The sequence below is a fragment of the Enterococcus saccharolyticus subsp. saccharolyticus genome (assembly GCF_029023825.1).
In the GTDB taxonomy this organism is placed as follows: domain Bacteria; phylum Bacillota; class Bacilli; order Lactobacillales; family Enterococcaceae; genus Enterococcus_F; species Enterococcus_F saccharolyticus.
In genome coordinates this window covers 1,296,914-1,309,501 of record NZ_CP118957.1, presented here as the reverse complement: position 1 = coordinate 1,309,501, position 12,588 = coordinate 1,296,914, and the positions used below count along the sequence as shown (strand labels likewise).

General features: G+C 39.5%; 11 protein-coding genes. All 11 read left to right on the top strand.

The annotated features are described in order from the left end of the window. Position 1: 1 nt before the first annotated feature. The 11 genes from PYW32_RS06770 (at position 2) to pyrE (ending at position 12,559) form a co-directional block, all read left to right on the top strand. The gene (locus tag PYW32_RS06770; RefSeq protein WP_016175076.1) at positions 2–907 is read left to right on the top strand and encodes an RluA family pseudouridine synthase; all 906 of its coding nucleotides are present in this window, start codon (positions 2–4) and stop codon (positions 905–907) included. A gap of 247 nt (positions 908–1,154) precedes the next feature. Continuing rightward, on the top strand, positions 1,155–1,691 hold the full coding sequence (gene pyrR / locus PYW32_RS06765) for a bifunctional pyr operon transcriptional regulator/uracil phosphoribosyltransferase PyrR (RefSeq protein ID WP_016175077.1): 537 nt from the start codon (positions 1,155–1,157) through the stop codon (positions 1,689–1,691). Position 1,692: 1 nt separating this feature from the next. Beyond that, positions 1,693–2,976 (top strand): solute carrier family 23 protein, encoded by a 1,284-nt coding sequence (locus tag PYW32_RS06760; RefSeq protein WP_016175078.1) that lies wholly within the window; start codon positions 1,693–1,695, stop codon positions 2,974–2,976. Positions 2,977–2,988: 12 nt separating this feature from the next. After that, positions 2,989–3,915, top strand: coding sequence for an aspartate carbamoyltransferase catalytic subunit (locus PYW32_RS06755; RefSeq protein ID WP_016175079.1), 927 nt, complete (start codon positions 2,989–2,991; stop codon positions 3,913–3,915). Positions 3,916–3,928: 13 nt separating this feature from the next. Then, positions 3,929–5,212, top strand: a complete 1,284-nt coding sequence (locus PYW32_RS06750; protein WP_016175080.1) for a dihydroorotase — start codon at positions 3,929–3,931, stop codon at positions 5,210–5,212. Between the two features lie 2 nt (positions 5,213–5,214). After that, on the top strand, positions 5,215–6,294 hold the full coding sequence (locus PYW32_RS06745; protein WP_016175081.1) for a carbamoyl phosphate synthase small subunit: 1,080 nt from the start codon (positions 5,215–5,217) through the stop codon (positions 6,292–6,294). 1 nt (position 6,295) lies between these two features. After that, complete coding sequence (gene carB / locus PYW32_RS06740; RefSeq protein WP_016175082.1) at positions 6,296–9,478, top strand: carbamoyl-phosphate synthase large subunit; 3,183 nt, start codon at positions 6,296–6,298, stop codon at positions 9,476–9,478. A 20-nt stretch (positions 9,479–9,498) separates the two neighbouring features. After that, positions 9,499–10,278 (top strand): dihydroorotate dehydrogenase electron transfer subunit, encoded by a 780-nt coding sequence (locus PYW32_RS06735; RefSeq protein WP_016175083.1) that lies wholly within the window; start codon positions 9,499–9,501, stop codon positions 10,276–10,278. Further along, positions 10,278–11,210: a dihydroorotate dehydrogenase gene (locus PYW32_RS06730; RefSeq protein WP_016175084.1), complete on the top strand. Its 933-nt coding sequence runs from the start codon at positions 10,278–10,280 to the stop codon at positions 11,208–11,210. The genes PYW32_RS06735 and PYW32_RS06730 overlap by 1 nt, the downstream gene beginning before the upstream one ends. Next, positions 11,207–11,926: an orotidine-5'-phosphate decarboxylase gene (pyrF, locus tag PYW32_RS06725; RefSeq protein ID WP_016175085.1), complete on the top strand. Its 720-nt coding sequence runs from the start codon at positions 11,207–11,209 to the stop codon at positions 11,924–11,926. The genes PYW32_RS06730 and pyrF overlap by 4 nt, the downstream gene beginning before the upstream one ends. After that, positions 11,927–12,559: an orotate phosphoribosyltransferase gene (pyrE, locus tag PYW32_RS06720; protein WP_016175086.1), complete on the top strand. Its 633-nt coding sequence runs from the start codon at positions 11,927–11,929 to the stop codon at positions 12,557–12,559. Positions 12,560–12,588 lie beyond the last annotated feature (29 nt).

Below are 12,588 nucleotides of genomic sequence, written 5' to 3'. Positions count from 1 at the left end.
AATGACACAATTAGAAGTAACAATTACGGACGAAAAAGGCCGTTTAGACAAAGTATTAACTGAAAAATTAACGGACTATAGTCGTTCGCAAATTCAACAATGGTTGAAAGAAGAAGCTGTAACACTTGAAGGAACACCTGTAAAAGCCAATTATAAAGTGAAAAATGGTAATCATTTTGTAATTACGATTCCAGAAGCTGTAACTTTAGACTTAATTGCAGAAGATATTCCGTTAGATATTGTTTATCAAGACGAAGATGTGGCAGTGATTAATAAACCACAAGGGATGGTTGTCCATCCTTCAGCAGGACATCCTAATGGTACGTTGGTGAATGCCTTGTTGTACCACTTAAAAGATTTATCAAGTATTAACGACGTGGTACGACCAGGAATTGTTCATCGAATTGATAAGGATACGTCTGGTTTATTAATGATTGCTAAAAATGATGCAGCGCACGAAGCTTTAGCAAAACAATTAAAAGATAAAACATCCTTGCGAAAATATGTTGCTTTGGTTCATGGCAATATTTCACATGATAAAGGAACGATTAACGCACCGATTGGCCGTTCAAAAACCAATCGTAAAATGCAAGCGGTCATCGAAGACGGAAAACCAGCAGTTACTCATTTTACTGTGTTAGAGCGGTTTGGTGCATTCACTTTAGTAGAATTGCAATTAGAAACTGGCCGTACGCATCAAATTCGTGTGCATATGCACTACATTGGTTTTCCAGTAGCGGGAGATCCTGTCTATGGTCCAAAGAAAACATTAAAAGGCAACGGTCAATTTCTTCATGCGAAATTATTAGGCTTCACGCATCCTCGAACACAGGAGCAAATGGTCTTTGAAGCACCGTTACCAGAACTTTTTGAAAAAAACTTGGAAAAGTTACGTGAAAACATTTGATTTTTTCTTCAAACAACGTTATAGTTATTTTTAAGAAAATAACAAAAACTTAAAAGTATCCTTTAAGTTAGTCCCGTGAGGCTAAGAAGGAAGTGAGCAAATAGAATCGTTATCTGCGGATAAACTGAATGCTATTTGAAGAGACTAAGTGTGTCTTTTTATAGGACACGTGTATAGTTGTACATTCACTCCTGCCTTACTTGGGCAGGAGTTTTTTTTATGTTTTAAATTGTAAGGAGGATGACATATGTCAAAAAAAGAAGTCATTGATGCCGTAACTATGAAACGTGCATTAACACGCATCACATATGAAATTATCGAAAGAAATCGTGGAATTGAAAACCTAGTATTAGTTGGTATCAAAACTAGAGGAATTTATATCGCTCAGCGTATCGCCCAACGTTTACAACAATTAGAAAATGTCGAAGTACCTGTTGGCGAATTAGACATTACGTTATATCGCGATGACCATAAAGAAACAAGTGAAGCAGAATTACATTCGTCAGATATTCCTGTTTCTTTAGAAGGAAAAGAAGTCATTTTAGTAGATGATGTATTATATACCGGAAGAACGATTCGCGCAGCACTTGATGCAGTGATGGATTACGGTCGTCCAAAACGTATTTCACTAGCTGTCTTAGTTGATCGCGGTCATCGAGAACTACCGATTCGTGCCGATTTTGTAGGAAAAAATATTCCAACAGCATTAACGGAAGAAATCATCGTTGAAATGGAAGAGACAGATGGTGTTGATCGTATTCTAATCGATCGCGAGGAGGCGTAACATGAAGGAAAAAGTATTTCGAAATCCCGACGCAGTACTTGATATTCAAGATAAACCGCGTGCGTTACCGTGGATAGGGTTAAGCTTACAGCATTTATTCACCATGTTTGGGGCCACTGTCTTGGTACCCAAATTAGTTGGTTTAGATCCAGGGATTGCATTAGTCAGTTCAGGGATTGGCACGCTCGTTTACTTGATGATTACTAAAGGCAAGATTCCTGCCTATTTAGGAAGTAGCTTCGCCTTTATTACAGCCATGCAAATGCTTTTAGCCACCAAAGGTTACGGTGCCATTGCGCAAGGTGCTATTACAACAGGGATTGTGTATTTCATCGTATCAATGATTGTCAAACGTAGTGGTACGGATTGGCTGAACAAAATCTTACCACCAATTGTTGTCGGACCAGTCGTAATGGTCATTGGTTTAGGTTTAGCAAGCAATGCTGCCAACAGCGCAATGTTTAATGCGACAGGAGATTATGATTTTAAATACGTCCTCGTGGCACTGCTAACGTTAGGCTTAACAATTTTCTTCAATATGTGGTTCAAAGGATTTTTAGGATTAATTCCAATTTTATTAGGAATCGTTAGTGGGTACATCATTGCTTTGGCATTTGGCATTGTAGATACGAGTATTATCCAACAAGCAGCTTGGTTTGCTTTACCAAATTTTGAAATTCCATTCGTTCAATATACTCCGACCTTAGAAATCGGAGCCATCATTACAATGGCGCCAATCGCTTTTGTTACGATGACAGAACACATTGGTCATTTAATGGTTTTAAATAAATTAACAAAACGCAATTTCTTTGAAAATCCAGGATTGCATAAGACATTAGCTGGTGATGGGGCTGCACAAATTGTCGCAGGTTTAATCGGAGGCCCACCAGTCACAAGTTACGGTGAGAATATCGGCGTATTAGCGATCACTCGTGTACACAGTGTCTTTGTGATTGGAGGCGCCGCAGTGTTTGCGATTGCTTTAGGATTTGTTGGGAAAATTAGCGCAGTCATCTTAAGTATTCCTGGACCAGTCATTTCTGGTATCAGTTTTGTGTTATTCGGAGTTATCGCTGCGAGCGGATTGAAAATTTTGATTGAAAACAAGATTGATTTTGATCGTAAGAAAAATCTATTAATCGCATCAGTGATTTTAGTAACCGGAATCGGCGGATTAGTCGTTGAATCAGGTGCATTTACCTTGTCAGCAATGGCATTAGCAACAGTCTTAGGGATTTTTTTGAACTTAATTTTACCAAATGTAGCACGTAACGAAGAAAAGTAGGAGGCAGTTTGAATGATTATCAAATCAGAACGAGTTAGTTTGAAACATTTATTAACCGTAGAAGCATTAACAGATCAAGAAGTGATGGGACTAATTCGTCGCGGGCAAGAATTCAAGCGAGGTGCAAAGTGGACTCCTGCCAAGAATCAATATTTTGCAACAAATCTATTTTTTGAAAATAGTACACGTACACATAAAAGCTTTGAAGTAGCAGAAAAAAAATTAGGTATCAATGTGATTGAATTTGATGAATCCATGAGTTCGGTACAAAAAGGAGAAACTCTTTATGATACCGTCTTAACGATGTCAGCAATTGGTGTAGATGTAGCAGTCATTCGCCATGGCGATGAAAATTACTATGACGAATTAATTCAAAGCCGGACGATTCAATGCAGCATTATTAACGGTGGTGACGGAAGTGGGCAACATCCAACGCAATGTCTATTGGACTTGTTAACTATCTATGAAGAATTTGGCTCATTTGAAAACTTAAAAGTAGCAATTGTTGGAGATATTACCCATTCACGTGTAGCAAAATCAAACATGCAAATGTTGAAACGCTTAGGCGCAAAAGTCTATTTCTCAGGTCCTGAAACTTGGTATGATAAATCATTTGAAGTTTATGGTCACTATCTGCCATTAGATGAATTAGTAGAAGAAGTGGATGTCATGATGTTATTACGTGTTCAACACGAACGCCATGATGAACATGAGAGTTTTTCAAAAGAGGAATATCATCAACAATATGGTTTAACGATAGAACGTGCAGCAAAAATGAAGGAGCATGCAATTATTATGCATCCCGCACCAGTTAATCGTGATGTGGAAATTGCGGATTCACTTGTTGAAAGTTACAAGTCAAGAATTGTCACACAAATGTCAAACGGTGTCTTTGTACGGATGGCTATTTTGGAAGCTATTTTAGAAGGTAAATCATAAGGAGGAATTTAAGATGAATACATTAATCAAAAACGGGAAAATTATTTCTCATGACAATCAATTAACGCCAGTATCTGTTTGGATTAAAGAAGGGCGTATCCATGCAATTGGTGAAGAATTCGATACCGAATCTTTTGACCAAGTTGTCGATGCGAAAGGACAATTAATCACACCAGGGCTAGTCGATGTTCATGTTCACTTTAGAGAACCCGGATTTACTTATAAAGAAACAATTGAAACAGGAAGTAAAGCAGCCGCACGCGGTGGATTTACGACTGTCTGTGCGATGCCAAACCTTGATCCAGTGCCAGACACTGTTGAAAAATTTGAACAAGTACAAGAAATTATTGATCGTGACGCAGTTGTTAAAGTATTACAATATGCGCCAATTACCGAAGAGTTACGTAGTGAAGTCTTAGTCGACCAAGCAGGATTGAAACAAGCCGGTGCGTTTGCCTTTACGAATGATGGTGTGGGTGTTCAAACTGCTGGAACCATGTATCTAGCGATGAAGGAAGCTGCAAAAAACAACATGGCAATTGTGGCACATACAGAAGATGAATCGCTATTATTTGGTGGGGTCATGCATGCCGGTAAGCGTTCAGAAGAATTAGGTTTACCAGGAATCATTAGTGCAACGGAATCTTCACAAATTGCGCGTGACTTATTACTAGCAGAAGAAACTGGCGTACATTACCATGTGTGTCACGTCTCAACCAAAGAAAGTGTACGTGTTATTCGTGAAGCGAAACAAGCTGGTGTACATGTCACTGCAGAGGTTTGCCCACATCACTTGGTATTAGTGGATGAAGATATTCCTGAAGACAACGGTTTTTGGAAAATGAACCCACCACTACGCGCAAATGAAGACCAACAAGCATTGATAGCAGGCTTGTTAGATGGCACAATTGATTGTATTTCAACAGACCATGCACCACATGGGTTAGAAGAAAAATGTCAATCATTCTTGCAATCACCATTTGGTATTGTGGGTTCCGAGTATGCTTTCCAAATGGTTTACACGCATTTTGTAAAAACAGGCATCTTTACCTTAGAACAAGTCATTGATTGGATGGCTGTGAAACCAGCAGAAATTTTTGGTTTAGAAACAGGACGCTTAACAATTGGTGCAGCAGCTGACTTAGCAGTCTTTGACTTAGAAACTGAATATGTTGTCGACGATAAACAATTCTTATCAAAAGCAGTGAACACACCATTTGTTGGTTGGAAATTATTTGGAGACACGCTATTCACTTTTGTGGATGGAAAACTTGTATGGCAAAAGGAAGGTAAATAATCATGAAGCGTTGGCTGATATTAGAAGATGGAACTTATTTTGAAGGCGAAGGATTTGGCGCCGAAGTAAATGTGTATGGAGAAATTGTTTTTACAACAAGTATGACTGGATACCAAGAAACAATTACTGATCAAAGTTTTAATGGACAAATTATTACTTTTACGTATCCAATGGTGGGCAATTACGGTGTCAATCGTGATGACTATGAATCCATTGTCCCAACTTGTAAAGGTGTTGTTGTAAAAGAACATGCGCGCCGAGCAAGCAACTGGAGAAATCAAATGGCGTTAGACGAGTTTTTGAAACGCAAAGGCATTCCAGGGATTTCTGGAATTGATACACGTGCGTTAACTCGTAAAATTCGCCAACACGGTACGATGAAAGCGAGTATCGTGGACAGTGGCGATGAATTCAGTCACGCATATGACCAATTAAAAGCAGCCGTTTTACCAACAAATCAAGTAGAGCAAGTATCAACTGCTAAACCTTACCCAAGTCCAGGAACTGGGCACAATGTGGTAGTCATTGATTTTGGTTTAAAACATAGTATTATGCGCGAATTATCAAAACGTAATTGTAATTTAACCGTATTACCTTATAATACGACCGCTGAAGAAATTTTAGAGTTGTCACCAGATGGCGTGATGTTAACTAACGGTCCTGGTGATCCAAAGAGTGTTCCTGAAGCGATTGAAATGGTTCAAGGGATTCAAGGGAAAGTGCCAATCTTCGGTATTTGTTTAGGGCATCAATTATTTTCTCTAGCAAATGGTGCGAATACTTATAAAATGAAATTCGGTCACCGTGGATTGAATCATCCAGTAAGAGAAATTGCGACTGGACGGATTGATTTTACTTCACAAAATCATGGATATGCTGTTGATGAAAACTCAGTTGACCCAGAAAAATTAATTGTGACGCACGTTGAAGTCAACGATGGTACAGTCGAAGGCGTTCGTCATCGTCACTACCCAGCGTTTAGCGTGCAATATCACCCAGACGCAGCACCGGGACCACATGACGCAGTACACTTATTTGATGAATTTTTAGAAATGATGGATGCATGGAAGGAGCAGAACTAAATTGCCAAAACGTACAGATATTAAGAAAATTATGGTTATCGGTTCTGGACCAATTGTCATTGGACAAGCCGCAGAATTTGACTACGCAGGAACACAAGCATGTCTTGCATTGAGAGAAGAAGGGTATGAAGTTGTCTTAGTTAACTCAAACCCAGCGACAATTATGACTGATAAAGAGATTGCGGACAAAGTTTATATTGAACCAATCACTTTTGAATTCGTTTCAAGAATTTTACGCAAAGAACAACCAGACGCTATTTTACCGACATTGGGCGGACAAACAGGATTGAATATGGCGATGGAGCTAGCAAAATCAGGTATCTTAGAAGAATTAGATATCGAATTACTTGGAACGAAATTATCAGCAATTGACCAAGCGGAAGACCGTGATTTGTTTAAACAATTAATGGAAGAATTAAATCAACCAATTCCTGAATCAGTTATTGTAACGACAGTTGAGGAAGCCGTCGATTTTGCCAACGAAATTGGGTATCCCATCATTGTACGTCCAGCTTTCACTTTGGGTGGAACTGGTGGCGGTATGTGTGACAATGAAGCGGAGTTACGTCATATTGCAGAAAATGGCTTGAAGTTATCACCAGTGACACAATGTTTGATTGAACGTAGTATTGCCGGTTTTAAAGAAATTGAATACGAAGTTATGCGTGACTCAGCCGACAATGCAATTGTTGTATGTAACATGGAAAACTTTGACCCAGTTGGCATCCACACAGGCGATTCAATCGTTTTTGCGCCAAGCCAAACGTTGTCTGATCATGAATATCAAATGTTGCGTGATGCGTCACTATCGATTATCCGTGCATTAAAAATTGAAGGTGGCTGTAACGTCCAATTAGCACTTGATCCACATAGCTTTAAATACTATGTCATTGAAGTAAACCCACGTGTGTCTCGTTCATCTGCGTTAGCAAGTAAAGCAACGGGTTATCCGATTGCGAAATTAGCTGCTAAAATTGCGGTTGGTTTAACTTTAGATGAAATGAAAAATCCAGTTACCGAAACAACTTATGCTGAATTTGAACCAGCTTTAGATTATGTGGTTGCGAAAATTCCTCGCTGGCCATTTGATAAATTTGAATCGGGCGATCGTATTTTAGGCACGCAAATGAAAGCAACGGGCGAAGTCATGTCGATTGGTCGAAACATTGAAGAGTCATTGTTAAAAGCAGTACGTTCGTTAGAAATTGGTACGCATCATTTAGAAATCTCAGAGTTTGCGGAAGTGACAGATGACGTCTTAACAGAAAAGATTGTCAAAGCGCAAGATGATCGTTTGTTCTATTTAGCAGAAGCCATTCGACGTGGTTATACCATCGAAGAATTAGCTGATTTAACGAAAATTAATCTATTTTTCTTAGATAAATTACTGCATATCATTGAAATCGAACAAGCATTACAACAAGCACCTAACGATTTGGAGGTTTTAAAAACTGCCAAACAAAATGGCTTCACAGACCGTAAGATTGCAGAATTATGGCAGACAGAACAAGGCGCTGTTCGTCAATTACGTACAGACAATCATCTTTTACCTGTCTATAAAATGGTCGATACATGTGCTGCCGAATTTGAGTCAGCAACGCCATATTTCTACAGCACGTATGAGTTTGAAAATGAAAGTATTCGCAGTGAAAAACCTTCTGTCTTAGTTTTAGGTTCTGGGCCAATTCGTATTGGTCAAGGGGTCGAATTTGACTATGCAACTGTTCATTCCGTGAAAGCTATTCAAGCAGCAGGTTATGAAGCTGTAATTATGAATAGTAATCCCGAAACAGTTTCAACGGACTTCTCGATTTCAGATAAACTCTATTTTGAACCATTAACGTTAGAAGATGTCTTAAATGTCATTGATTTAGAACAACCAATTGGTGTAATTGTGCAATTTGGTGGCCAAACAGCAATCAATTTAGCTGAACCACTTGTTAAAGCTGGTGTGAAGATTCTTGGTACGAGTATTGAAGACTTAGATCGCGCCGAAAACCGTGATTTATTTGAACAAGCCTTAAAAGGACTGGATATTCCACAACCACCAGGTGATACAGCCACAAATACCGAAGAAGCAGTAGCAATTGCCTCTCGTATCGGTTATCCTGTCCTTGTACGCCCAAGTTACGTTTTAGGTGGGCGTGCGATGGAAATCGTTGAAAATCAACAAGATTTAGAAGATTATATGCGAAATGCAGTAAAAGCATCACCTGAACATCCTGTGTTAGTCGATCGTTACTTAATCGGTAAAGAATGTGAAGTAGATGCAATCTGCGATGGAAAAACAGTGCTAATCCCAGGTATTATGGAACACATTGAACGTGCAGGTGTCCATTCGGGTGATTCAATGGCTATGTATCCGCCACAAAATCTTTCGGATGAAATTATGGCGACAATTGAAGATTACACCAAACGTCTAGCCTTAGGTCTAAACTGTGTGGGGATGATGAATATTCAGTTTGTTATTCATGATAATCAAGTCTATGTGATTGAAGTTAACCCACGCGCAAGTCGAACAGTACCTTTCTTGAGTAAAGTAACTGGTATTCCAATGGCACAAGTTGCAACCAAAGCTATTTTAGGTGAACGTTTAACTGAATTAGGCTATGAAGATGGTTTGTATAAAACATCAAATGAAGTGCATGTCAAAGCACCAGTCTTCTCCTTCACTAAACTATTGAAAGTTGACACCTATTTAGGTCCTGAAATGAAATCGACAGGCGAAGTGATGGGGTCGGATGTGAATTTAGAAAAAGCCTTGTACAAAGCTTTTGAAGCGTCTGGATTACACATTCCGGAGTTTGGTTCAGTCTTACTCACGATTGCCGATGAAACAAAAGAAGAAGCGCTAGATTTGGCGAAACGTTTTGCAGATATCGGCTTTAGTTTAATTGCAACAAGCGGTACAGCGGCATACTTGGAAGAACATGGATTAAATGTGAAACAAGTAGCGAAAATCAGTGAAACGGATGAAGAAACCGTCCTAGATAAAATTCGCAGTGGCAACACGCAAGCTGTGATTAACACAATGGATAAAAATCGACAAAACGCTTCTCAAGATGGCTTTATGATTCGTCGTGAAGCAGTGGAACATGGCGTCCCATTATTTACATCATTAGATACTGCAGATGCAATCTTAAAAGTAATGGAATCACGCGCATTCTCAACAAAAGCGATTTAAAAAGAAGGAGAAATCAGTACATGAAACAGGAGTTAATGGAAATTACTTCGCAACGATTATTAGCACCACGAATTTATGAAATGACGTTAAAAGGAGCCTTGGTTGAACAAATGGTGGTTCCGGGTCAATTTTTACATCTTCGTGTACCGCAAAATGACTTGTTGTTACGAAGACCAATTAGTATCAATGATATCAACCATGAAGAAGGCACATGTCGGATCATTTATCGTGTAGAAGGCGATGGCACCCGCGTGTTTTCGGAAATGAAAGCAGGCGATCGCATTGATGTAATGGGGCCTTTAGGTAACGGTTTCCAACTCTCTGGACTTCATGAAGGGGATACTGCATTTATCGTAGGTGGAGGAATTGGCATTCCTCCGCTTTACGAGTTATCCAAGCAATTAATCGCAAGAGGTGTGACACCGGTTCATTTTTTAGGTTTTGCTTCAGAAGAAGTCATGTATTATGAAGAAGAATTTTGTGCGTTAGGTGACACTTACATTGCCACAGATGATGGGAGTTATGGTGTGCATGGGCATGTCGGATACTTATTAGCAGAAATAAATCAACAACCCGATGCTGTTTTTTCTTGTGGTGCCAATGGGATGTTGCGTGCAGTCGAGCAACGCTATTTAGGTAATGTTGCAAACGTCCAATTATCCTTAGAAGCAAGAATGGCATGTGGAATGGGTGCTTGTTATGCCTGTGTTTGTCATTTACAAGAGGATGAAAGTGGTCAGAAAAGTGTGAAAGTTTGTGATGAAGGCCCTATCTTCCCAGCTGGAAAGGTGGTATTATAATGTCCAACCCATTAGCCATCAGTTTACCTGGTTTAGAGTTAGCCAATCCGATTATGCCCGCAAGTGGATGTTTTGGTTTTGGGAAAGAATATGATACGTATTATAACATTGACAAATTAGGGGCTGTGATGATTAAAGCTACCACTCCTGAAATTCGTTTTGGCAATCCAACGCCACGTGTTGCCGAGACACCTAGTGGGATGTTGAATGCCATTGGTTTACAAAATCCAGGATTGGCTACCGTCCTGACAGAAATTTTACCAGATTTACATGCGAAACATCCGGATTTGCCAATTATTGCCAATGTTGCTGGATCTAGCCAACAGGATTATGTTGAAGTGTGTCGCGAAATTTCGCAAGCACCTAATGTGAAAGCTATTGAATTAAATGTGTCTTGTCCGAATGTCAAACATGGTGGCATTACATTTGGGACTGATCCAGATGTTGCTTATGAATTGACCAAAGCTGTGAAAGCTGTTTCCCAAGTACCGATTTATGTCAAATTATCACCAAACGTCACAGATATTGTCCCAATTGCCCAAGCCATTGAAAAGGGTGGGGCAGATGGGTTTACGATGATTAACACCTTGTTAGGTATGCGAATTGATTTGAAAACACGTAAACCAATTCTCGCAAACCAAACAGGGGGCTTATCTGGTCCAGCAATTAAGCCTGTTGCCATTCGTCTCATTAATCAAGTAGCGAATGTGTCCAAGTTGCCAATTATCGGCATGGGAGGCGTGATGACGGTCGATGATGTGTTAGAAATGTATTTGGCTGGTGCGAGTGCTGTAGGGGTAGGGACAGCGAATTTTACAGACCCCTATATTTGTCCAAAACTAATTGATGAATTACCAAAACGTATGGCTGAATTGGGTATTTCATCATTAGAAACACTAATTAAAGAAGTAAGAGAGGGAAGAAATCAATGATCGAAAGACCAATTATTGCATTAGATTTTCCATCAAAAAAGGAAATTGAACAATTTTTAGCAAAATTTCCCACAGATGAGAAACTATTTGTTAAAGTAGGTATGGAAATTTTTTATCAAGAAGGACCAGAAATTGTCCGCTGGTTAAAAGAATTAGGTCATGATATTTTCCTAGATTTAAAGTTGCATGATATTCCCAATACAGTGGAGCATGCCATGAAGGGCCTAGCAAAATTAGGAGTAGCAATTACCAATGTCCATGCAGCTGGTGGAATTGAAATGATGGCTGCAGCGAAACGGGGATTAGAAAGCGGTACAGCCGCAGGAGAAACTGTCCCACAATTAATCGCTGTAACCCAATTGACATCAACTGGTGAAGAACAAATGCAAAAAGAACAATTAATTTCCGCAACCTTAGAAGAAAGCGTGTTAAACTACGCAACATGTGCAGAAAAAGCAGGGCTTGATGGCGTGGTTTGTTCCGCATTAGAAGCTGCAAAAATCCATGAGGTAACGTCAGACGCATTTATGTGTTTAACGCCTGGGATTCGTCCAAGTGGTGCAGCGATTGGCGATCAAAAGCGTGTCGTTACACCGGCACTTGCCAGAGAAATTGGTTCAAGCGTGATTGTCGTCGGTCGTCCGATTACACAAGCAACAGATCCAGTAGCAGCCTATCATGCTATTAAAAATGAATGGAATGGAGAAAACAGCTAAATGACAACAATTGAAACTACTATCGCAAAAGATTTATTAGATATTGAAGCAGTGTTTTTAAGTCCCAATGAACCTTTTACTTGGGCAAGTGGCATTAAAAGTCCAATTTACTGCGATAACCGGATTACTATGAGTTATCCAACTGTTCGTAAAGCAATTGCGCAAGGTTTAGCAGATAAAATTAAAGCAACGTATCCTGATGTGGAAGTCATTGCTGGAACAGCTACTGCGGGGATTCCTCATGCAGCTTGGGTAGCAGATATTTTAGACTTACCAATGGTTTATATCCGTAGTAAAGCCAAAGATCATGGAAAAGGAAACCAAATTGAAGGTCGAATTACAGAAGGTCAAAAAATGGTAGTTATTGAAGACTTAATTTCAACAGGCGGTAGTGTTTTAGAAGCTTGTGAAGCTGCTAAGCGTGAAGGTGCTGATGTAGTTGGTGTTTCAGCTATCTTTACGTATGAATTACCAAAGGGCGTAGCTAACTTCGAGGAAGCAGGCATTCCTTTGACAACCCTAACAAATTACTCGACATTAATCGAAGCAGCACTAGCATCAGATTATGTTAAAGAAAACGATGTCGAATTATTAAAAGCTTGGAAACAAGATCCAGAAAACTGGAACAAATAAGAATAGTTGGAAAAATCGCGCTTAACAGG

Bases quoted from the DNA above. Each gene is read 5' to 3' on its own strand.
- PYW32_RS06760 (WP_016175078.1), top strand. From the start codon at position 1,693: ATGAAGGAAAAAGTATTTCGAAATCCCGACGCAGTACTTGATATTCAA.
- pyrF (WP_016175085.1), top strand. From the start codon at position 11,207: ATGATCGAAAGACCAATTATTGCATTAGATTTTCCATCAAAAAAGGAA.
- PYW32_RS06730 (WP_016175084.1), top strand. From the start codon at position 10,278: ATGTCCAACCCATTAGCCATCAGTTTACCTGGTTTAGAGTTAGCCAAT.
- PYW32_RS06750 (WP_016175080.1), top strand. From the start codon at position 3,929: ATGAATACATTAATCAAAAACGGGAAAATTATTTCTCATGACAATCAA.
- PYW32_RS06770 (WP_016175076.1), top strand. From the start codon at position 2: ATGACACAATTAGAAGTAACAATTACGGACGAAAAAGGCCGTTTAGAC.
- PYW32_RS06735 (WP_016175083.1), top strand. From the start codon at position 9,499: ATGAAACAGGAGTTAATGGAAATTACTTCGCAACGATTATTAGCACCA.
- PYW32_RS06755 (WP_016175079.1), top strand. From the start codon at position 2,989: ATGATTATCAAATCAGAACGAGTTAGTTTGAAACATTTATTAACCGTA.
- pyrR (WP_016175077.1), top strand. From the start codon at position 1,155: ATGTCAAAAAAAGAAGTCATTGATGCCGTAACTATGAAACGTGCATTA.
- PYW32_RS06745 (WP_016175081.1), top strand. From the start codon at position 5,215: ATGAAGCGTTGGCTGATATTAGAAGATGGAACTTATTTTGAAGGCGAA.
- pyrE (WP_016175086.1), top strand. From the start codon at position 11,927: ATGACAACAATTGAAACTACTATCGCAAAAGATTTATTAGATATTGAA.